The organism is Streptomyces decoyicus (genome assembly GCF_019880305.1).
Taxonomy (GTDB): domain Bacteria; phylum Actinomycetota; class Actinomycetes; order Streptomycetales; family Streptomycetaceae; genus Streptomyces; species Streptomyces decoyicus.
This window is the reverse complement of the sequence record NZ_CP082301.1, coordinates 1,057,335-1,078,169: the sequence shown is the minus strand read 5'-3', so window position 1 is coordinate 1,078,169 and position 20,835 is coordinate 1,057,335. Positions and strand designations below refer to the sequence as shown.

Annotated in this window: 15 protein-coding genes; 9 read left to right on the top strand and 6 right to left on the bottom strand. The window is 73.4% G+C overall.

What is annotated here, in order from left to right; all coding sequences use genetic code 11:
- The first annotated feature begins 10 nt into the window (after window positions 1–10).
- The gene (locus tag K7C20_RS04540) at window positions 11–406 is read left to right on the top strand and encodes an ACT domain-containing protein (RefSeq protein ID WP_053209940.1); all 396 of its coding nucleotides are present in this window, start codon (window positions 11–13) and stop codon (window positions 404–406) included.
- Between the two features lie 109 nt (window positions 407–515).
- On the top strand, window positions 516–1,016 hold the full coding sequence (locus tag K7C20_RS04535; protein WP_030079833.1) for a hypothetical protein: 501 nt from the start codon (window positions 516–518) through the stop codon (window positions 1,014–1,016).
- A 98-nt stretch (window positions 1,017–1,114) separates the two neighbouring features.
- Here the strand turns inward: K7C20_RS04535 and K7C20_RS04530 are convergent, their stop codons facing one another.
- Both K7C20_RS04530 and K7C20_RS04525 read right to left on the bottom strand, forming a co-directional pair.
- Window positions 1,115–3,121 (bottom strand): N-acetylmuramoyl-L-alanine amidase, encoded by a 2,007-nt coding sequence (locus K7C20_RS04530; protein ID WP_030079835.1) that lies wholly within the window; start codon window positions 3,119–3,121, stop codon window positions 1,115–1,117.
- A 377-nt stretch (window positions 3,122–3,498) separates the two neighbouring features.
- Window positions 3,499–4,632, bottom strand: a complete 1,134-nt coding sequence (locus K7C20_RS04525; protein ID WP_030079837.1) for an aminoglycoside phosphotransferase family protein — start codon at window positions 4,630–4,632, stop codon at window positions 3,499–3,501.
- A gap of 285 nt (window positions 4,633–4,917) precedes the next feature.
- Here K7C20_RS04525 and K7C20_RS04520 point away from each other — a divergent pair, with 285 nt between their 5' ends.
- Complete coding sequence (locus K7C20_RS04520; protein ID WP_030079839.1) at window positions 4,918–6,444, top strand: DNA-binding protein NsdB; 1,527 nt, start codon at window positions 4,918–4,920, stop codon at window positions 6,442–6,444.
- A 158-nt stretch (window positions 6,445–6,602) separates the two neighbouring features.
- Here the strand turns inward: K7C20_RS04520 and K7C20_RS04515 are convergent, their stop codons facing one another.
- Entirely contained in the window at window positions 6,603–8,069 is a 1,467-nt protein-coding gene (locus tag K7C20_RS04515) for a PP2C family protein-serine/threonine phosphatase (RefSeq protein ID WP_030079840.1), read from the bottom strand.
- Window positions 8,070–8,380: 311 nt separating this feature from the next.
- Between K7C20_RS04515 and K7C20_RS04510 the strand changes: the two genes are divergently transcribed.
- The 5 genes from K7C20_RS04510 to K7C20_RS04490 all read left to right on the top strand — a co-directional run bounded on the left by K7C20_RS04510 (window position 8,381) and on the right by K7C20_RS04490 (window position 17,277).
- Window positions 8,381–9,796 carry a hypothetical protein gene (locus K7C20_RS04510; RefSeq protein WP_053209941.1) on the top strand — a complete coding sequence of 472 codons (1,416 nt, stop codon included), beginning with the start codon at window positions 8,381–8,383 and terminating at the stop codon, window positions 9,794–9,796.
- Between the two features lie 560 nt (window positions 9,797–10,356).
- Window positions 10,357–11,484 carry a glycosyltransferase family 4 protein gene (locus tag K7C20_RS04505; protein ID WP_030076365.1) on the top strand — a complete coding sequence of 376 codons (1,128 nt, stop codon included), beginning with the start codon at window positions 10,357–10,359 and terminating at the stop codon, window positions 11,482–11,484.
- Complete coding sequence (locus K7C20_RS04500) at window positions 11,481–12,710, top strand: glycosyltransferase (protein ID WP_053209942.1); 1,230 nt, start codon at window positions 11,481–11,483, stop codon at window positions 12,708–12,710. The genes K7C20_RS04505 and K7C20_RS04500 overlap by 4 nt, the downstream gene beginning before the upstream one ends.
- Window positions 12,711–12,733: 23 nt before the next feature.
- On the top strand, window positions 12,734–13,666 hold the full coding sequence (locus K7C20_RS04495) for an SGNH/GDSL hydrolase family protein (RefSeq protein ID WP_053209943.1): 933 nt from the start codon (window positions 12,734–12,736) through the stop codon (window positions 13,664–13,666).
- A complete protein-coding gene (locus K7C20_RS04490; protein ID WP_107083480.1) occupies window positions 13,663–17,277 on the top strand; it encodes a hydantoinase B/oxoprolinase family protein in 3,615 nt (1,204 codons plus the stop codon). The genes K7C20_RS04495 and K7C20_RS04490 overlap by 4 nt, the downstream gene beginning before the upstream one ends.
- A 132-nt stretch (window positions 17,278–17,409) precedes the next feature.
- Here the strand turns inward: K7C20_RS04490 and K7C20_RS04485 are convergent, their stop codons facing one another.
- From K7C20_RS04485 to K7C20_RS04475, 3 genes are read right to left on the bottom strand one after another with little or no spacing between them, the layout of a single operon-like run.
- Window positions 17,410–18,273, bottom strand: coding sequence for a 5-oxoprolinase subunit C family protein (locus K7C20_RS04485; protein ID WP_030076358.1), 864 nt, complete (start codon window positions 18,271–18,273; stop codon window positions 17,410–17,412).
- On the bottom strand, window positions 18,273–18,893 hold the full coding sequence (gene pxpB / locus K7C20_RS04480; RefSeq protein WP_030076356.1) for a 5-oxoprolinase subunit PxpB: 621 nt from the start codon (window positions 18,891–18,893) through the stop codon (window positions 18,273–18,275). The genes K7C20_RS04485 and pxpB overlap by 1 nt, the downstream gene beginning before the upstream one ends.
- On the bottom strand, window positions 18,890–19,669 hold the full coding sequence (locus K7C20_RS04475) for a LamB/YcsF family protein (RefSeq protein WP_030076354.1): 780 nt from the start codon (window positions 19,667–19,669) through the stop codon (window positions 18,890–18,892). The genes pxpB and K7C20_RS04475 overlap by 4 nt, the downstream gene beginning before the upstream one ends.
- A gap of 314 nt (window positions 19,670–19,983) precedes the next feature.
- Between K7C20_RS04475 and K7C20_RS04470 the strand changes: the two genes are divergently transcribed.
- Window positions 19,984–20,727: a GntR family transcriptional regulator gene (locus K7C20_RS04470; RefSeq protein WP_030076352.1), complete on the top strand. Its 744-nt coding sequence runs from the start codon at window positions 19,984–19,986 to the stop codon at window positions 20,725–20,727.
- The last annotated feature ends 108 nt before the right edge of the window (window positions 20,728–20,835 follow it).

Below are 20,835 nucleotides of genomic sequence, written 5' to 3'. Positions count from 1 at the left end.
GGTGGGTCGCATGACGGGCGAACGTGATCTCCGGGCCCTGCTCAGCGGGATGCGTCCCGAGCGGAACGAGGGCCGCTTTGTCTTTGCGAGCGTGCCCGGCGCGATCCCCGGTGGCCTGACACCGGTGGTCACCGTCACCGAGCCCGAAGGCCGCACCCTCGTCGTCCACCAGGACGAGGCCGACCGCGCGGGCCTGGCGTACGACTATGTCGCCGGCTGGATCACCCTGCGGGTGCACTCCGCGCTGGACGCTGTCGGACTGACCGCCGCCGTGGCCACCGCACTCGCCCAGGCGGGCCTCAGCTGCAATGTCGTCGCCGGTTTCCACCACGATCACCTCTTCGTGCCGTATGCCGCCACCGACGAGGCGCTGCGCCGGCTGCGCGCGCTGGCCGACCAGGCATAACGGCCGGTACAGCGACCAGCGGCAAGAGGACGCGGCGGCTCCGCCCACCGGGCGCCGTTCCGCCCGACGTCCGCGCCGCGTGCCCGGCCGGGCCACGTACGATGGCGGCATGTCCTTCCTCCGCCGCCGCAGCGCAGCCACGCCCGCCGGGCCTGACTTCGACGTCCTCGCCATGGACCCCGGGGACTGGCCGGGCAATCTCGGGGCCGGGCTGCTGCCCGCGCCCGACGGGAGCTGCCAGGGCGTCTTCCTCCGCTACGACCTGTTCGGCGGCCGCGGCCCCGCGATGGTCATCGGCAACCTGCCCGAAGGCTCCCCGGCCCGCGAGCTGGAGGACGACCAGGTGCCCTTCGAGGTGGCACAGCTGCTCGCGGCGCTCGGCAACGACGAGCCGGTGACGGTCGTCGAGAGCGAGGACACCCCCGTGATGCACGAGGACAACCTGCTGATCGTCAAGCGCATCAAGTGCTCCGAGAGCCGGATCTCCTGCGCCCAGTTCGACCGCAGCGACGGGGTACTGGTCACCATCGCCAGCTGGGACCGGCCGATCACGGACGACCTCTACGCGCTGCTCAAGCCGCTGCCGGCGGAGCTCTTCCAGCAGGGCTGAGTCCCGGCACAGCTCCGGAGCGGACACCGTCGCGCCCGGTGGACGGCACTGCCGTCCACCGGGCGCGACGCGCTCACCCGAACGGTGCGCGAGCGGACTCAGGAATCCGAGCGCCGCACCTCGACATCGGCCGCCCGCACATACCCGACCCGGTGCCCGAGCTGGATCTCGTAGTAGACGTCCTCGCCGCGCACGATCGCGTGTTGGGAGACATCGAAGGTCGGGGCGTAGAAGTAGTCGCCCGCCATCCGGTCCCCGACGGCGTACTTCTGGCCGGCGGCGAGTTTGTACGGCAGCGGCGAGACCGCCTGGTAGGGCACCCCGGCCGGGTAGGCCCCCTTCTCCGGGTAGGCGCGGCCGTAGACCGGGATCTCCTGCCGGCCGTCCTTCGGCGTGGCGATCAGCCCCTTGGCGTTCACCGCCGTCGGCGCGCGGTGCGGATTGTGGAACCACGCCTTCTGCCCGAGGTACCAGACCGCCGTCCAGTCGCCGGACCGGCCCGCCACGGCGAACCGCTGGCCCGTCGAGGCGCGGGCACCGATGTCGTTCACGCCGTTCGTCGAGTCACTGCCGTCCGGGTGCAGGCCGATGTCCTTGACCAGCGGTGCGCTCTCGCTCGGCGCGGTGTACAGCCGGACCGCCGTGGAGCCGTGCGGTGCGCAGGTGTCACCGGGCTTCTCGCAGCCGGTGTAGACCGGCTTGTTCCGCTCGTAGTGGGGGCGGATGGTGACCAGCCCGCCGTGCGAGCCCGAGGCGGCCTTGAACGGCTTGCCCAGCAGAGTGAAGTAGTGCGACCAGTCCCAGTACGGACCGGGGTCGGTGTGCATACCGGGGATCGTGGCCGTGGTCGTGCCGGGCACATTGTCGTGGCCCAGGATGTGCTGCCGGTCGAGCGGCACGTCGTACTTGCGGCTCAGGTACTTCACCAGCCGGGCCGAGGCGCGGTACATCGCCTCCGTGTACCAGGCGTCCGGCGCGGCGAGGAAGCCCTCGTGCTCGATGCCGACGGAGTGCGAGTTGATGTACCAGTTGCCCGCATGCCAGGCGACGTCCTTGGTCGGCACATGCTGGGCGATCAGACCGTCCGCGGAGCGGATCGTGTAATGCCAGGACACATAGGTCGGGTCCTTGATCAGCTTCAGCGTCGTCTCCCAGGACCCCTCGGTGTCATGGATGACGATGGTGCTGACCCGCTGGTCGTCGGGCCGGCCCGCCTTGTCGTGGTTGCCGTAGTCACCGTCGCCGAACTCCTCGTACGGTGCCGGGACCGACTCGCAGGCGACCTTCCGCGGGCACTCCGGCGTGCGGGCGGACTGCGGTGCCGATGCCCTGTCGGGCGAATCGCCGAGACGTTTCTTCTGCGTGGCGTCGGGGGCCAGTTCCGGAGTGGCGGGCAGCGTGACCCGCTGTCCCGCGTCGGTCGTGCGCGTCTGGCCCCGGCGCATCACCTCGTAGACCTCGTCCGCAAAGGCCTGACCGCCGCGCAGGTCGTCCTGGCCGCCGTACCGCGCCACCGCCGCGTACCACTGCGCCGGGTCGCTGCCGGCGGTCTGCCCCAGCTTGCGCTGTTCCGCCGCGAGCAGCGCCGCCCCGCCGAGCACATTGGCCGCGGGGTCGGTGCGCAGCCTCTCGGCCGGAAGGCCGGCCAGCGTGGCAGCCGTCGTCAAGGTCCGCAGCCGGGCGGGGAGTTCCGCGGGCACCACGGCCCGCTTCGCGGCACCGGCCGACACCTTCTGACGGGGCCGCGCCTCGTCGCCGCGGGCGTCCTCGTCGCCCTCGCTGAACTCCGGGGCCCGCGCCAGGGCCGTACGGGCGTCGGTCAGATGCATCGGGCCGTAGCCGCCGGAGACGCTGGGCGCGCCGCCATGGGCGTCCCAGCGGGACTCCAGGTACGCGACGCCGAGCAGCACGCTGCGCGGCACATGGAAGCGGGCGGCGGCGTCGGTGAAGGCGCGCTGAAGTTCATCCGTCCGGGGTGGCCCGGCGTGTGCGGACGGCGCTCCCGAGAGCGGCAGCAGCAGCACCGCTGCCGCGACGGCGGTGGCGGATCTGCGCAGGGCGGGGCGGTGGAATCTCTTCTCGTCTTCCGGGGCGGATCCTCGCAAAGCAACCTCCTCGAGCCGGCCCGAGCCGGGGCGGTGTGACGGCGGGTGCGCAAACGGCCGCACGGGCGGGACCCGAGACTAGAGCCCCCGTCGGCTTAGAGCTATACGTTTGCCGAGGGTCCGTCAATCACCGTGCCGGTTCGGGATTTCGCATGTCAGGGCGTCTCCAGAGGAGCCTTCCCGGACCGGTGCCCGGCCTGCGGGGCGTCAGTGGAATGGACCAATGACCTGACTCGGACGACGGCCGCCGGACGGACGGCCAAAGGAGAGGGCGAGGTCGGTGCGCCGCACATGGGTGAGCGGCGCACCCCGTACCCGGGCGCGCCGCTCACAGTCCCCCCTTGCGGGTGCCGGCGACATCCGGCACCCCTCGGCAGTCAGCGGGTGCCGACCGCCGCCCGCACCGCACGACGTGCCATCTGGCAGTCGTCGTGCAGCCGGCGCAGGAGCAGCCGCTGCTCCTCGCCCGCCGCGGGTACGCCGGGTAGTCCCGGGCCCGGTGTGCCCGTCGGCGTGGGTTCGCGCATGGTCCGTTGGACCGCGGTCTCATAGCGTCGGATCTCGCGGGTGAGCACCAGCATCAGATTCACCAGGAAGGCGTCCCGCGAGGCCGGTCCCGCGTTCTGGGCGAGCTGGCTGATGTGCCGGCGGGCCACCGGCGCGTCACCGAGCACCGACCACAGCGTCGCCAGGTCGTAGCCCGGCAGATACCAGCCCGCGCTGTCCCAGTCCAGCAGGACCGGGCCCGCGGGGGAGAGCAGCACATTGTTCAGCAGCGCATCGCCGTGACAGAACTGGCCCTGGGTGTGCGACAGACCGTGCAGCAGCTTCTGCAGATCGCCCAGGTCCCGGTCCGTGAGCAGCCCCAGGTCGTGATAGCGGCCGATCCGGCCCGCATAGTCCAGCGGGGCGTCGAACAGCCCGGCCGGCGGACGCCAGAGGTTGATCCGGCAGATCGCGCTGAGCGCGGCCCGTACGTCCGCGCGGGGAGGCGCCTCGGACGGGTGCCGGGTCAGCGCCGCGACCCGGCCGGGCATCCGCTCCATGACCAGTGTGCAGTTGTCGGGATCGGCCGCCACCAGACGCGGCACCCGTACCGGCGGACGATGCCGGACGAATGCGCGGTATGCGCTTATTTCCTGCCGGAACCTCTCCGCCCAGGCGGGGGACTGGTCCAGTAAACACTTGGCGACCGCGGTCATTCGGCCCGTCGTGCCGACGAGAAGGACGGACCTGCCGCTGCGCCGCAGCACCTGCACCGGGTTGAACTCCGGGCAGATGCGGTGCACCGAGGCGACCGCGGCGCGCAACTGGGCACCCTGGGGGCCGGACAAGTCGAGTCTCCCGCTGAGCGGCTGGGCGCCCGTCGTCTGCGTCCGCCGGGTACGGCCGCCGGGGAGACCGGTGAGCGCCCCCGCGGAAGGGGAGGGGTCGAGATACGGCCCGCTTCCGGTGGGGTGCGGGCGGTACGGCCGGGTGGGGGCGGTCACGGCGGACGATGCTGCATACATGGGTGAGACAGATCCCTTCGTGCGCCGGCGAGTTGCGTGCGCTCCCCGGCCCGGTGATGGGAACCCGTGAACGGGCCCCGTGCAGGAGGCCGATCCAGGGCCCCTGTGAAGGGCGCGCACCCTGGGGAATGCGGTCCCGCCACCAGGCCGGGGGCGGCATATCTACAGAACACGCGACTGCGGGTGGCAGACCATCTGGCGCACCCTGGCGAACCCTGGCGAATGCCCACAGCCCATGTCACCGGCCGTTACTGTCAACTCAGTCGAGGAACCTGGGGGCTTGACGTGGACAGGCAGCCGAACACCCGTCTCGCGGACCTTTTCGGCCTGGCCGGCTGGTCCAAAGGAGAGCTGGCGAGACTGGTCAACCGGCAGGCGGCGGCCATGGGCCATCCGCAGCTGGCGACCGACACTTCACGAGTGCGGCGCTGGATCGACATGGGGGAGACCCCGCGCGATCCGGTGCCCAAGGTTCTGGCTTCCCTGTTCACCGAGCGCCTCGGCCGTGTCGTAACCATCGAGGACCTCGGGTTCGCAAGAACCGGTCGCTCGGGGAAGCGGCAGGCCATGGACGGTCTGCCGTGGGCTCCCGAACGGACCGCTGCGGTCCTCACGGAATTCACGGGAATGGACCTCATGCTCAACCGACGCGGCTTGGTGGGTGCGGGCGCCGCACTCGCCGCGGGCTCCGCACTCACCGGCGCCATGTACGACTGGCTGCACACCGACCCGGCCCCGGCGGCCGCCCCACGCCACGACCCGTTTGCTCCCGACTCCTTCGACGAACTCGACCAGATCGGCCTCGACCGCTATGAGGCGGCCCCCGTGGGGTCGCAGGAGATCGATGCGCTGGAGCGCTCGGTCGAGGTGTTCCGCGCCTGGGACGCGGCCCGCGGCGGCGGGCTGCAGCGCAAGGCCGTGGTGGGCCAGCTCAACGAAGTGGGCGGCATGCTCGCCTACCGCCACCCCGACCATCTCCAGCGCAGGCTGTGGGGGGTGGCGGCCAACCTGGCGGTGCTGGCCGGCTGGATGTCCCATGACGTGGGCCTGGAGCCCACCGCCCAGAAGTACTTCATCATCGCCGCCCATGCGGCGCGCGAGGGCGGCGACCGCCCACGCGCCGGCGAGGCGCTCTCCCGTGCCGCCCGTCAGATGGTCCATCTGGGCCGTCCCGACGACGCGCTGGATCTGATGAAGCTCGCCAAGTCCGGCTCCGGCGAGGAAACCCTGCCGCGCACCCGCGCCATGCTGCACACCATCGAGGCCTGGGCGCAGGCGTCCAAGGGCCACGGCCAGGCGATGCGCCGCACCTTGGGCGAGGCGGAGGACCTGTTCGTCTCGGACAAGGGCGATGTGCCGCCGCCGAGCTGGATGCAGATGTTCGACGAGGCGGATCTGCACGGCATGCAGGCGCTGGCGTTCCGTACGCTCGCCGACCACGATCCGTCGGCCGCCAGGATCGCCCAGCATCACGCCAAGCGGGCGCTGAAGCTGCGGGAGAACGGCCGCCAGCGGTCACAGATCTTCGACTACATCTCGATGGCCTCGGCCTGCTTCATCGGCGACGACCCCGAACAGGCCGACCGCTACGCCCGGTTGGCGCTGGTGTCCATCGGCGAGAACTCCTCGCACCGCACCTGGGACCGGCTCCGCGAAATGTTCCGCCTCACGGGACAGTATGCGAGTTACGCCAAGATCCAGGACCTGCGCGAGGAGATCCAGCATGTCCTGCCGAAGGCGAAGCCCAAGACCAAGGGATCGGGTCTCGGCCCCGGAATCGGATCACGAGTCGGAAAGAATTTCTCGGCCTGAGACGGGCGGATGCGGCGAGCGTGACGGTACGTCACCCATAGGGGTGGCGTCCTCCACGACGCCGCTGCCTCATCCGTCAGCCGATGGTCCGCCCACCGACGCCCTCGGGGCGGCCGGCTCGGGATGCGCCGGTCCGCCCTCAGCTGCCGCGGGGTGTGTCAGTCGCCGACCCTGGCGATCAGCACACACGCGTCGTCCTCCCGCTCGGCGCTGCCGAACTCCTCGACGACGATGCGGACGCTGTCCTGCGCACTGCGCGCCGCGGCGAACCGAGGCGCCAGGGCGAGGAGCCGCTCGGTGCCCTCATGGGGGGCGTGCACACCGTGCGTACGGCGTGGGACGAGACCGTCGGTGTGCAGGACGAGCAGGTCACCGGGCTCCAGTTGCTCGGTGTGCTGGGTGTAGGCCGCGCCCGAGGTCGCCCCGAGCAGGACACCCTCGGGCGGGTCCAGCGCGCGCCCCGTGCCGCCGCGGAACAGCAGTGGCGCGGGGTGCCCGGCCTGGGCCCACTCCAGCGTCCGCGCCGCTGGATCGAACCGGCCGCACACCGCGCTGCCCAGCGCCGGCTGGGCGGCGGTGTCCAGCAGCTGGTTGAGGAAGCTCATCAGGGGACCCGGCCGGTTTCCGGCGACCGCCATACCGCGCAGCGCGCCGAGGACCATGGCCATACCGGACGTGGCGGTGGCGCCGTGGCCGGTGAGATCGCCGACGCTCAACAGCGTGGTGCCGTCGGGGAGTTGCAGTGCGTCGTACCAGCCCCCGCCGACCAGGTCGCGGGTGCCGGACGGCAGATAGCGCCCGGAGAGGTCGAGGGCGACGGGACCGCCCTGCGGGAACCGCAGGGAGCCGCGCCACGGGGGCAGCACGGCTTCCTGCAGCTCGACCGCAAGCCGGTGCTCGGTCTGCGCGATATGCCGCTCGCGGTGCAGCGAGTCACGGGTCTCGCGTACCGCCTGCTGGCTGCGGCGCAGCTCGCTGACGTCCCGCAGCACGGCCCACATACAGGCGGTGCTGCCGTCGGCGTCGAGCACCGGCTCGCCCACCATGTGCACCGTGCGCAGACTCGTGTCCGGGCGCACGATGCGGAATTCGCCGTCGATCGGCCGGCCGTCCACCAGACAGTCGGTGACCATCGTGGCCAGCCCCTCCTGGTCGTCGGGGTGGACCAGGGACGGCAGCTCGTCGAGGGTGAGCGGTCCGTCGGAGGGGGCCCTGCCGAACATGGCGAACAGCTCGTCGGACCAGCTGACTTCGTCGGTGAGCAGATTCCACTCGCCGCTGCCCACCCGGCGCAGCAGTGCACCGCGCTCATGCGGCTCGGGTTCCGGCGCGGCCGGGGGGAGTTCGGCCTCCGGTGCCGGGGCGTCCTCGCTCTCGGCGGGCAGGCCCTCTCTCAGCTGGTCGAGATGGCCCCCGAGGTCGTCGAGGTGGTGGACGGCGAGATCGCACAGCGCCCGCTGCCAGCGCAGCTGCGGGTCCGTGGCGAGGCCGGTGTCCACTGCGGACTCCCTGCGCACCGCATCGAGGTCACCGCGCAGGCGGCGGGCCTGCGTGATGAGTGACTCGACCGTGTCGCGCTCGGGGGGCCGGTCGGCTGGGTGATCCGCGAAGAGAGGGGACGGCATGACGTACTCCGTGATCAGGCGGCGCCGGGCTGAAGGGCCGGTAACGACTGTTGCACAGGCGGCGACCGTCCGTAAGTGATTTGGCACTACCCGATACGGTGGTGCATCTGGCATATGCCCCCGGCTTTCCTGGGGCATACCGGGGGCGAATCGGCGGAATGACAGCTTCCAGGCTAGGCTTCGGCCGCCGTACGCAGGCGCTTCCGCCGATCCATGGTGGGAACGAGGCTTACGGCCCGCGGTCACCGGCAAGAATGCCGGTCAGCGGAAATCCCGTTGCCAGCCTGCCCCCCGCACCGGATGCTGACCTCATGTTCGATCCAGACATAGCGCCCAGCGGCACCCTGCTCGGCCTCCTGCAGCGAGGCCGCGGCGACGGGACCCTGCATGCCCTCGCGGCGCCGCGGGCCGAGGCGCTCGCGGCACTGAACGACAGCGTGCTGCGCGATCCCCGTCGCGACTGGCAGGTCGAGAACCGCTCGCTCTACTACGCGCGCCTCTATATGCAGCTCGACGGCGGGCTCGAGGAGATCGAACGGCACCTCTTCCACCCCGACGACCTCGTGGACACTGGCGAGGAGCGCACCGGCCTGGCCCTTGCGGTCCTCGGCCACCTCGCCGCGTACGGCAGGGACGCCGCCCGGCTGCTGCTGCGCAGCTATGCCGCGGCCGGCAGCAACTGGCGCTGGGCCCTCGACGAGCTTGCGCTGCGTGACGACGACGCCGGGCTGATGACTCTCGCCCCCGCCGTCCTCGCCCGCTTCCCGGAGACCGAGGACGGCCGGGCCGCGCTGGCCGCCGCCGTGCGCGACGCCTTCGAGCCCCGGCCCTGGCGCCTGTGGGCCGAGGACCCCCGATACGGCCCGCGACTGGCCGCCGCCGGGGAACAGGGCTCCTTCGACCGCTGGCAGCGGCAGCTGCGGCCCCGCGGGCCGCGCCCCGGCTGGAGCGTGACCGAGGTGCTCCAGTGGGCCGAAGAGGGGATGGAGCCGGAGTCCGAGGATCACCGGCACCTCGCCGCGGCCCGCTGCCTGGCCGCCGTCGCCGGTCCCGAGGACCGCCCAGAGCTGCTGCGCGCCGCGCGCAGCGCACCGGACGCCGCCCGCGCCGCCGTACTCCACCACCTCGCCGAGCGCGGCGACCCGGACGCCCTCGATCTGATCGAGGACGCGGTCGTCGACCCCTTCTCCTCCGAGCGGCTGGCGTCCGCCGCACTCGCCGCCTTCGCACGGATGCGCAGTGTGGCCGCCGTCGAGCGGGCCCGGGTCTGGGCGCCGCGCGCGGACCTGCTCGGTGCGTCCGCCGCCGCGATGCTCGCCCGCCGCGGCGGACGGCGCGACGCCGGACCGGTGCTGGCCGCGCTGCGCCGCACCGTCCGTGAGGAGGGGCCGGACGCGGACGGACTGTGGGAGCTGGTCGACGGCACCGGCCGCCTCGGCGTCGGCTGCGCCGCCCCCGTCCTGCGGCACATCTACCGGGAAACGTCCTCCTCCCACCTCCGCGGCCGGGCCGCCGGCGCGCTCGCCGCCACCGACCCCGGTTTCGCGGCCGGCTTCGCCGTCGAGTGCCTGTGGGACTGCGAGGAGAACACCCGGGAACTGGCCGCCCGGCACGCCGCCACCGGCGACGACCGGGTCGTCGAACAGCTTCGCCGCCTGGCCGCCGACCCGGCCGAGGAAGCCGAGGTACAGACGGCCGTGCGCAGCCGGATCGGACCTGAGTCCTAAACCTTTCCCACGTCTTCGGCTTTCCCGCCGTGGTGGTTGTCCGCCGTTTGCCACCCGCTGCGCGGTGCGCCCGCCGTTGCGCCTGCGGCGGGCCGGGGTCGCTGCGCGGGGCTGTCGGGTGCGGTGCCGCTCCTCCGGACTTCGTCCTGCGGCGCGTCCCCTCCCGTTGGGGGGTGGGAGAAGGCCGGTGGGGGTGCACGTAGGTGGTCCGGCACCCCTCGTGGATCAGACAGACGACCGAGTGGCCCGCCCCCACCCACATTCACTTTCTCCCTCCACGGGAGGGGGCGGACCGAAGGACGAAGTCCGTAGGGCCGTCACCGCACCCGACAATCACCCGCCCGCCGCAGGCGCAACGGCGAACAACCCCTACGGCGGGACAGCCGACAACGTGGGCCGCAAGCAGAGCGCAGCGGAGAGGCGCAACGGCGACAAACCACCACGGCGGGACAGCCGAAAACGTGGGAAGCAGACCAAGCGCAGCGGACGGTCATAGGACGTTCTCCGCCAGGAAAGATCCCCTTGGCCCCCTCCACGCACGGCGCGCCGAGAACAGCGGTATGCGTGTCGTTCTCGTCACCGAATCCTTCCCGCCCGATGTCAACGGCGTCTCCCACTGCGCCCTGGAAACTGCCCGGCATCTCGTCCGGCGCGGCCACGATCCGCTCGTCATCGCGCCGCTCGGTGGCGCTGCGCCGGCCGCCGGTACGTACGAGAGCCCTTGCCCCGTCGTCCGTGTGCCCTCCGTGCCGCTGCCCGGTTACCCGCAGGTGCGGATCGCGCTGCCCGGACGCCGGCTGTCCGCGGCGCTCGACGGGCACCGCCCCGACCTGGTGCACCTCGCCAGCCCCTTTGTGCTCGGCGCCCGGGGCATGGCGGCCGCCGCCCGCCGCCAGGTGCCCGCGATCGCCGTCTACCAGACCGATCTGGGCCGCTACGCCCGCACCTACCTCGGTGGCGGCGCGGCCGCGGCCTGGCGCCGTATCCGGGCGGTGCATGCTGCCGCCGACCGCACCCTGGCGCCCTCCAGCGCGGCGCTGCTGGACCTGACCGAGCACGGCGTGCCGCGGGTGCATCTGTGGCCGCGCGGCGTCGACTCCGAACGGTTCCACCCCGGACGGCGCGACGTGGTGCTGCGCAGCTCGCTGACCGCGGGGCGGGAGCTGCTGGTGGGGTACGTGGGGCGGCTCGCACCGGAGAAGGACGTCCGGCTGCTGGCCGAGACCTCGCGGCTGCCGGGCGTACGCACCGTCGTCATCGGCGAGGGGCCCAGCGCCGCCGGGCTGCGCACCGCGCTGCCGGAGGCCCGCTTCCTCGGCCGCCGTACCGGGGACGAACTCGCCCGGCTCTACGCCTCGCTGGACGTGTTCGTCCACACCGGGCCGTACGAGACGTTCTGCCAGACGGTGCAGGAGGCGATGGCCTCCGGCGTGCCGGTGGTGGCGCCGCGGGCGGGCGGTCCGCTCGACCTGGTGGACCACGGCCGTACGGGGCTGCTGGTGACACCGGGCGACGGCGGCGCGTTCCGGGACGCGGTGCGGCTGTTCGCGGACAGCGCCGACCTGCGGGTCCGGTACGGTGCCGCGGCCCGCAGAGCGGTGGCGGACCGCACCTGGGCGGCGGTCGGCGACCAGCTCCTGGGCCACTACGAGGCCGTGCTCGGCGACCGGACGGCGGTGGCGGCATGAACGCGCGGCGCACCACCGGGGCGGCCCTGCGGATCGTCCGGATCGCCAACTTCGTCACCCCGGCCTCCGGCGGTCTGCGCACCGCGCTGCGTGAACTGGGCGCGGGCTACCGGGCCGCCGGGCACGAGCCGGTGCTCATCGTCCCCGGACCGCCGGGGACGGGCGGGAGGGCCGGCCTCCGCGACGAAGCCACCGCGCAGGGCCGGGTGATCACCGTGCCGGGTCCTGAGCTGCCGGGCAGCGGCGGCTACCGCATGCTGACCGACCGCCGACGGCTCCAGCGGCTGCTGGACTCGCTGGCCCCCGACCGGCTGGAGGTCTCCGACCGGACGACGCTGCGGTGGACGGGTGAATGGGCGCGCCGGGCGCGGGTGCCCGCGGTGATGGTCTCGCACGAGAGCGTCGACGGGGTGCTGCGCACCTGGGGCGTGCCGCCGCCGCTGGCCCGCGCCGCCGCGGACCGGCTCAACCTCCGTACGGCGCACGCCTACAGCCGCGTCGTGTGCACCACCGACTGGGCGGCGGCGGAGTTCACCCGGGCCGGTGCGCGCAACGTGGTGCGCGCTCCGCTCGGTGTCGATCTCGCCGTCTGGCACCCGGACTGCCGCAGCCCGGAGCTGCGACGGCGCTGGGCGGGCCGGGCGGAGGTCCTGCTGCTGCTCTGCTCCCGGCTGTCGCAGGAGAAGCGTCCCGGGCGGGCCCTGGACGCACTGGCGGAGCTGCGGTGCCGCGGGATCGACGCGACGCTGGTGGTGGCCGGTGACGGGCCGCTGCGTGCACGTCTGGAGGCCCGGGTGCGGGCCGAGCGGCTGCCCGCGGCCTTCCTCGGACATCTCGCCGACCGGTCCCGGCTCGCCGCGTTGCAGGCCGGTGCCGACGTCGCACTGGCGCCCGGCCCGGCCGAGACCTTCGGGCTGGCCGCCCTGGAGGCGCTTGCCTGCGGCACGCCGGTGGTCGCCAGTGCGGCCTCGGCGCCGGCGGGTCTCGTCGGCAGCGGCGGTGACACGGCGCTCGACGACGGGCCCTCGTTCGCCGATGCGGTCCAGCGGGTCCTGGCCCGGCCCGAGCCCGCCCGGCGCGCCGCCGCCCGCCGCCGTGCCGAGGGCTACGGCTGGCAGCCCGCCATCGATGCCTTCCTCGCGGCGCACGACGCGCCCGCACCGCTCGGCAGGCCGGTCGCCGCCTCGTCCTCGCCGTCCCCGGCCGGCCCGCCCGGCGGGTGGTGACGGTGCGCCCCGAGGAGGCAGTGATGCCGGAGCAGGCGCCGGGCGGCGGCCGTGGCCCGGCTCCGGCCCGCTTCGTCGCGCTCGGCGATTCGCTCACCGAGGGCCTGGGCGACCCCGTACCGGGCGGCGGCCGGCGGGGCTGGGCGGCCCTGCTCGCCGGGACGCTGGGCGAGCGTCCGGGCGGTGTGGAGCTGGTGAACCTGGCGCGGAGCGGGGCACTGGCGGCGGAGCTGGCCGAGCGGCAACTGCCCGCGGCGCGGGAGCTCGCGCCGCGCTTCGCCTCTGTGGTCGTCGGGGCGAACGACACCCTGCGCGCGGCCTTCGCCATCGAACGGGTCGCGGCCGCACTGGACCGGGCGCACGGTGCGCTGAGCGCCGACGGGGCCGTGGTGCTGACGGCGTGTCTGCCCGATCCGGGCCGGATGCTGGGGCTGCCCGCGCCGCTGTCCCGTCCGCTGGCCCGCCGGATGCGCGCCGTGAACACCGTCGTCCATGCGGTGTCCGCCCGCTACCAGGGCGTGCATCTGCACCTCGCCGAGCACCCCTGGGTCACCGAACGGGCCTCCTGGAGCGTGGACCGGCTGCACCCCGGCGAGCGCGGCCACCGGCTGCTGGCCCGCGGCTTCCACGCGGCGCTCGCCGCCGCCGGCGTGAGCGTCGGACCGCCGCCCGCGCTCACCCTCGACGGTCCGCCGCCGACCCGCGCCGGATCCGCCCGGTGGATGGCGACCCGCGGCACCCGCTGGGTCGCCGACCGCTGTACGGATCTGCTGCCCGGCCTGCTCGGCCTGGCGCTCCAGGAGTGCCGGCACGGTCTGGCCGGATCCGGGCGGCTGCTGGACGCCGCGGCCGAGCGGGCCACCCGCGGTGCTCTCGCCGCCCTGACCGAACCGGACGGTGCCCCGGCGTGGAAAGCCCCTGCGGCGGTGAGGGGCGCTGCGACAATGACAGGATGACCGGACGCTGGGAGTTCTGGATCGACCGCGGTGGCACGTTCACGGACGTCGTCGGCAGGCGACCGGACGGGCGGCTGGTCACCGGCAAGCTGCTCTCGCACCACCCGGAGCGCTATCGGGACGCCGCGGTGGCCGGCATCCGGATGATGCTGGGGCTCGGCCCGGACGAACCGGTGCCCGCCGAGCGGGTCTCCGTCGTCAAGATGGGCACCACCGTCGCCACCAACGCCCTGCTGGAGCGCAAGGGCGAACCGACGGTGCTGCTGACCACCGCAGGGTTCCGGGACGCGCTGCGGATCGCCTACCAGAACCGGCCGCGGATCTTCGACCGCCGGATCGTGCTGCCCGAAGCGCTCTACGACCGGGTGATCGAGGTGCCGGAGCGGATCGGCGCCCAGGGCGAGCTCGTCCGGCCGCTGGACGTGGACGAGGTCCGCCGGGCGCTGATCCGGGCCCGCGCGGACGGCCTGCGCAGCGCCGCCGTCGTCCTGCTGCACGGCTACCGCCATGCCGAGCACGAGCGGGCCGTCGCCGAGCTGGCCAGACGGGCCGGCTTCGCCCAGGTCAGCTGCTCGCACGAGGTCAGCCCGCTGATGAAGCTGGTGCCGCGCGGCGACACCACCGTCGTCGATGCCTATCTCTCCCCGATCCTGGGCCGCTATGTCGACGAGATCGCCGCCCAACTCCCCGGTATCCGGCTGATGTTCATGCAGTCCAACGGCGGACTGCGGCAGGCCGCACACTTCCGTGGCAAGGACGCCGTGCTGTCCGGCCCCGCGGGGGGCGTCGTCGGCATGGTCCGGACGGCCGCCGAGGCGGGCGGCGGCCACGACCGGGTGATCGGCTTCGACATGGGCGGCACGTCCACCGATGTGTCGCACTACGCCGGGGAGTTCGAGCGGGTCTTCGGCAACGAGGTCGCGGGCGTACGGATGCGCGCGCCCATGATGAACATCCACACCGTCGCGGCCGGCGGCGGCTCCGTACTCCACTTCGACGGCCGCCGCTACCGGGTCGGCCCCGACTCGGCCGGCGCGGACCCGGGACCGGCCTGCTACCGGCGCGGCGGACCGCTCACCGTCACGGACGCCAATGTGATGCTCGGCCGCATCCAGCCCGCCCATTTCCCCGCGGTGTTCGGGCCGGAGGGCGACGAGCTGCTGGACGCCGGCATCGTCCGCACCCGCTTCGCGGAGCTGGCCGCGCGGGCCGCGGCCGAGACCGGGGACGACCGCGGCCCCGAGGAGGTCGCGGCCGGCTTCCTCGGCATCGCGGTGCTCAACATGGCCAACGCCGTCAAGAAGATCTCCGTCCAGCGCGGCCACGACATCACCCGCTACGCCCTGACCAGCTTCGGCGGAGCCGGCGGCCAGCACGCCTGCGCGGTCGCCGACGCGCTGGGCATCGACACGGTGCTCGTCCCGCCGCTGGCCGGGGTGCTCTCCGCGTACGGCATCGGGGTCGCCGACGCCACCGCGATGCGCGAGCAGGCCGTCGAGGCGGAGTTCACCGACCCCGGGGCCGTCGGCCGGGTGCACGAGGTGTGCGAGGCCCTCGCCGGACAGACCCGGCGCGAACTCCTCGACGACGGGGTGCCGGACGAGTCGGTCAGCACCCGCGCCCGGGTGCTGATCCGTTACGCCGGGACCGACTCCACCATCGGTGTCCCGCTGGCCGACGCCGAGACCATGACCGCCGAATTCGTCCGGGCACACCGCGAGCGCTACGCCTTCACCATGGACAAACCCCTGGTGGCCGAGGCGGTGTCGGTCGAGGCGCTGGGCGCGGCCGGCGGCGCGGGCGGCTACGAGGCGCTGTCCGGCGGCAGCGAAGGGGAGCCGGTGCCCGCCGCCACGGTCCGGATGTACGCGGGCGGCCGCTGGCAGGACACCGGCCTCTACCGCCGCACGGACCTGCGCCCCGGCGACACCCTCACCGGCCCGGCCGTCGTCGCCGAGGAGGACGCGACCACGGTCCTGGACCCGGACTGGCGGGCGGCCATGGGCGAGGGCGGACACCTCCTGCTGACCCGGGCCCGGCCGCGCACCGACCGGGTCGCGGTCGGCACCGAGGCCGACCCGGTGATGCTGGAGGTCTTCAACAGCCTCTTCATGGCCATCGCCGAGCAGATGGGCGTCCGTCTGGAGAACACCGCACACTCCGTCAACATCAAGGAGCGCCTCGACTTTTCCTGCGCCCTCTTCGACGCCGACGGCAATCTGATCGCCAACGCCCCGCACATTCCCGTGCACCTGGGCTCGATGGGGGAGTCCATCAAGGAGGTGCTCCGGCGCCGCGCCGGCGAGATGCGGCCGGGCGATGTGTATGCGATCAACGACCCGTACCACGGGGGCACCCACCTCCCCGACGTCACCGTCGTCACTCCCGTCTTCGACACCGAGGGGGCCGAGCTGCTGTTCCTGGTCGCCTCCCGCGGCCACCACGCCGAGATCGGCGGCATCACCCCGGGCTCGATGCCCGCCTTCAGCAGCACCATCCAGGAGGAGGGCATCCTCTTCGACAACTGGCTGCTGGTACGCGACGGCGAGCTGCGCGAGGACGCGACCCGCGAACTGCTCGCCGCCGGCCCCTACCCCTCCCGCGCTCCGGACGCCAACCTCGCCGACCTGCGCGCCCAGATCGCCGCCAACGAGAAGGGCATCCAGGAACTGAGGCGGATGACGGAGCAGTTCGGGCTGGATGTCGTCCAGGCCTACATGGGGCACGTCCAGGACAACGCCGAGGAATCGGTGCGGCGGATCATCGCGCGGCTGTCGGACGGCAGCTGCCGCTACGAGACCGACAGCGGGGCCGAGATCCACGTCGCGCTGACCGTCGACCGTGCCGCCCGCGGCGCCGTACTGGACTTCGCCGGCACCTCGCCCCAGCAGCCCGGCAATGCCAATGCGCCCAGCTCGGTGGTGATGGCGGCCGTCCTGTACGTCTTCCGCACCCTGGTCGCCGACGACATCCCGCTCAACAGCGGCTGCCTCAAGCCCGTCGAGGTCCGTATCCCGGAGGGTTCGATGCTCGCCCCCGTCTTCCCGGCGGCCACCGTCGCGGGGAATGTGGAGACCTCCCAGGCGGTCACCGGCGCGCTGTACGCCGCGCTCGGTGTCCAGGCCGAGGGCTCCGGCACCATGAACAACGTCACGTTCGGCAACGACCGGGTGCAGTATTACGAGACCGTCGCCAGCGGTTCGGGTGCCGGTGACGGCTTCGACGGCGCGGACGCCGTCCAGACCCATATGACCAACTCGCGGCTGACCGATCCCGAAGTGCTGGAGTGGCGCTACCCCGTCCGCGTCGACAGCTTCGCCATCCGCTCCGGCAGCGGCGGTACGGGCCGCTGGCACGGCGGCTGCGGTGTCGAGCGGCGGCTGCGCTTCCTGGAGCCGATGACGGTCGCCCTGCTGACCAACCACCGCAGAATCGCGCCGTACGGCATGGCGGGCGGCGCCCCCGGCGCGCTGGGCGCCAACTCCATCGAACGGGCCGACGGTTCGCGCGAGGAACTGGCCGGCTGCGACGCGGCGGACGTCGGCGTGGACGATGTGCTGGTGCTGCGCACACCGGGCGGCGGCGGATACGGGGCGGTGGACGAGGACTGACGGGGCCTTCGGCGGGCTTCGGTTGCGCTCCGCCAGGGGCGCGGGGGCTGCGCGAGCGGCCACGACGCAACCGCAGACGCACCTCGGCATCCCGCGGCATCTCGCGGCACCTCCCGGCAGTCCCGCGAGTGCTCAGCGCATGCGGAGAAAGCGGACCGGCGTCCCCGGTACCGCCTGGGCCGCGGGGGCCAGGTAGCGCTCGGGGACGACGCCGATGACCGGGTAGCCGCCGGTCGTGGGGTGGTCGTGGAGGAAGAGGACCGGCAGCCCGTCGGGCGGGACCTGGAGGGCCCCCAGGGGCATGCCCTCGCTGGGGAGTTCGCCGGTCCGGGCGCGTTCCAGGGGCGGGCCTTGGGTGCGCAGGCCGATGCGGTTGCTGGCCGGGGAGACCCGGAAGCGGCCGGTGGCGAGGGTGTGCAGCCCGGCGTCGGTGAACCAGGCGTCTCGGGGGCCGGGCAGGAACGGCAGGAGGAGCTCCGTCGCCGGACCGGTGTGCGGGACCGCGTCGGCGGTGGCCGGCGGGCCGTGCGGGTCGCCCAACGGTAGGACCGCGCCATCGGTGAGCGGGTCGGGGCCCAGGCCGGAGAGCAGATCGGCGGCGCGGCTGCCGAGGACCGGTTCGGTGTCGATGCCCCCGGCGAAGGCGAGGTGGGAGCGCAGACCGTGGGTGGCAGGGCCCGCGTCCAGGACGGCGCCCGCCGGGACGCGGACCGGTGCGCCCCAGGGGGCGGGGCGGCCGTCGACGGTCACCGGGCAGGGCGCGCCCGTGACGGCGACGGTGGTGGCCGTACGGACCCGCAGGGCGCAGCCCGTGAGCGTGGTCTCCAGCGTGGCGGCGGACTCGGGGTTGCCGACCAGGCGGTTGGCGAGGCGGTGCGCCGGTTCGTCGAGGGCACCGGCCCGCGGCACACCGAGGTGGGCGTGGCCGGGCCTGCCGAGATCCTGCACGGTGGTGAGCGCACCGGCCCGGACGACCGAGAAGGCGCGGTCGGTCATCAGGCGGTCTCCTGCGGGACGAAGCGGACACGGGTGCCGGGCGTGAGCAGCGCCGCCGGTTCGCGGCGCGGGTCCCACAGGACGGTGTCGGTGGTGCCGATCAGCTGCCAGCCGCCGGGGGAGGAGCGCGGGTAGACACCGGTGTACGGGCCGGCCAGGGCGACCGAGCCGACCGGGACCTTCGTACGGGGAGTGTCCCGGCGCGGTACGTGCAGCGGCTCGGGCAGTCCGGTCAGATAGCCGAAGCCGGGGGCGAAGCCGCAGAAGGCGACATGGAACTCCGTGGCGGAGTGCCGTCGCACCACTTCCTCGGGGGTGACGTCCCACAGGGCGGCCACATCGGCGAGGTCGGGGCCGTCGTAGCGGACCGGGATCTCCACGGCGGGCCGGTCGCCGGCGGTGAGCGGCGGAATGTCCCAGGCGGCGAGTTCGGCGATGAGCCCGCGGGGGTCGGCGAGGCCGTCGAGGAGCACCGTACGGGCGGCCGGGACGATCTCGCGCACCGGCGGCAGGGCGCCGTCGGCGGCCCGGCGCAGCAGTTCGGCGTGCAGCGCCTCGACCTCCTCGGCGCTGTCCAACTCGATGAGCAGGCCGTGTTCACCGACCGGCAGCGGCCTCATGCGAAGCTCCGGATGTGCACCCCGGCCGCGGCCAGCTCGGACCGTACGCGCAGGGCGAGGCCGGCGGCGCCGGGGGTGTCGCCGTGCAGACACAGCGAGCGGGCCGTGATGCCGACGCGCCGGCCGTCGTGGGAGGTGACGGTGCGGTCGCGGGCCATGCCGAGGGCGCGTTTGACCACCTCGTCGGCGTCGTGGATCACCGCGCCCGGTTCACGGCGCGGTACCAGAGTGCCTTCGGCGGTGTAGGCGCGGTCGGCGAACGCCTCACCGACGACGGGCAGGTGGGCCCGCTGTGCGGCCTCGTGCAGCCGGGAGCCGGGGAGCCCGAGGACGGGCAGGCTGCCGTCGGCGGCGCTGATGCCGTCGATGACGGCAGCGGCCTGCTCCTCGTCATGGAAGCAGCGGTTGTAGAGCGCGCCATGGGGTTTGACGTAGCCGACGCGGGCACCGGCGGCGCGTGCGAAGACCTCCAACGCACCGATCTGGTAGGTGATCTCGGCGGACAGCTCGTCCGGCGGTACCTCCATCGCGCGGCGGCCGAAACCGGCCAGGTCGCGGTAGGAGACCTGGGCACCGATGACCACGCCGCGTTCGGCGGCCAGTTCGCACACCCTGCGCATCGTGGCCGGGTCACCGGCATGGAAGCCGCAGGCGACATTGGCGCTGGTGACGACGGAGAGCAGGGCCTCGTCGTCGGTGAGCTGCCAGCGGCCGAAGCCTTCCCCGAGGTCGGCGTTGAGGTCGATGACGGAGGGGGTCTCCGGGCCGTCGCTCATGTGTATCCGTTCCAGAGGTGCTCGGTGCTCGGTGCCGGGTGGGTGTGCGGGGCGCACCGGCCGCTTCGGGGGCGGGAGGGGCGGGGGCCTCCGCACCGGCCGGCCCGTATCCGTAGTGGCTCTCCCCCGAGGGCAACTCGAGCCGACCGGCATGGACGACAACGTAGAGGATCGTTGAACGATCCGACAAGAGGTGGGCTGCATCCGGGAGAGGATGCGTTGTTTTGTTCCCCCATCTGGGATTGACTTTCGCTCACACGACACCGGGACGGCCGCGACTGCCACCCCGGTACGGCGCGAGAGCAGGGAGCGGTATGGCGGGCGGAGCGGCGAAGAACGACCAGTGGCGGCTCACCGAGGTCGCGGGCCTCGAAGGGGACCGCGCTCTGCTGGGGCGCTCCAGCACGGCCGAGCGGGTGGCCGACATCCTGCGCGACCGGATCACCGAGGGCTACTTCCCGCCCGGCGCCCGGCTCTCGGAGGAGAGCATCGGCGGTGCGCTGGGCGTCTCGCGCAACACCCTGCGGGAGGCGTTCCGGCTGCTGACGCACGAGCGCCTGCTGGTGCACGAGCTCAACCGCGGGGTGTTCGTCCGGATGGTGACGGTCGAGGACCTCGAGGACATCTACCGGGTGCGCATGCTCGTGGAGTGCGCGGCGGTGCGGGGGCTGGGGCAGGGACCCTACGGCCCCGGTGTGACCGAAGCCGTTGCGGCGATCGAGGCCGCCGTGGAGGCCGGCGAGGCCGCCTCCGGGGACCGGGAGTGGCAGGCGCTCTCGACTGCCAACATCCGTTTCCACCAGGGCATCGTGGCCCTGGCGGGCAGCCCGCGCACGGATGAGCTGATGCGGGCCGTGCTCGCCGAGCTCCGGCTGGTCTTCCACGTCATGGCCGACCCCCGGCGCTTCCATGCGCCCTATTTGACCCGTAATCGGCAAATTGTCGAGGCGCTGCAGGCGGGTGATGCCCCCGAGGCCGAACGGCTGCTGCTGTCCTACCTGGAGGACTCGCGCAGCCAGTTGTCGGGAGCGTACGCGCAGCGCATCGCGGAGGGGTGAGACCCGCGGTGCGGGCCGCCGCGGGAGGTGCGGGCTTGCGCCGCGGGGGCGGGTTGAGATCCGTCCTCGCAGACCCCTTGTCGGATCGTTGAACAATCGCCTAGCCTC

Bases quoted from the DNA above. Each gene is read 5' to 3' on its own strand.
- K7C20_RS04490 (WP_107083480.1), top strand. From the start codon at position 13,663: ATGACCGGACGCTGGGAGTTCTGGATCGACCGCGGTGGCACGTTCACG.
- K7C20_RS04500 (WP_053209942.1), top strand. From the start codon at position 11,481: ATGAACGCGCGGCGCACCACCGGGGCGGCCCTGCGGATCGTCCGGATC.
- K7C20_RS04525 (WP_030079837.1), bottom strand. From the start codon at position 4,632: ATGTATGCAGCATCGTCCGCCGTGACCGCCCCCACCCGGCCGTACCGC.
- K7C20_RS04495 (WP_053209943.1), top strand. From the start codon at position 12,734: ATGCCGGAGCAGGCGCCGGGCGGCGGCCGTGGCCCGGCTCCGGCCCGC.
- K7C20_RS04540 (WP_053209940.1), top strand. From the start codon at position 11: ATGACGGGCGAACGTGATCTCCGGGCCCTGCTCAGCGGGATGCGTCCC.
- K7C20_RS04510 (WP_053209941.1), top strand. From the start codon at position 8,381: ATGTTCGATCCAGACATAGCGCCCAGCGGCACCCTGCTCGGCCTCCTG.
- K7C20_RS04470 (WP_030076352.1), top strand. From the start codon at position 19,984: ATGGCGGGCGGAGCGGCGAAGAACGACCAGTGGCGGCTCACCGAGGTC.
- K7C20_RS04535 (WP_030079833.1), top strand. From the start codon at position 516: ATGTCCTTCCTCCGCCGCCGCAGCGCAGCCACGCCCGCCGGGCCTGAC.
- pxpB (WP_030076356.1), bottom strand. From the start codon at position 18,893: ATGAGGCCGCTGCCGGTCGGTGAACACGGCCTGCTCATCGAGTTGGAC.
- K7C20_RS04485 (WP_030076358.1), bottom strand. From the start codon at position 18,273: ATGACCGACCGCGCCTTCTCGGTCGTCCGGGCCGGTGCGCTCACCACC.
- K7C20_RS04515 (WP_030079840.1), bottom strand. From the start codon at position 8,069: ATGCCGTCCCCTCTCTTCGCGGATCACCCAGCCGACCGGCCCCCCGAG.
- K7C20_RS04505 (WP_030076365.1), top strand. From the start codon at position 10,357: ATGCGTGTCGTTCTCGTCACCGAATCCTTCCCGCCCGATGTCAACGGC.
- K7C20_RS04475 (WP_030076354.1), bottom strand. From the start codon at position 19,669: ATGAGCGACGGCCCGGAGACCCCCTCCGTCATCGACCTCAACGCCGAC.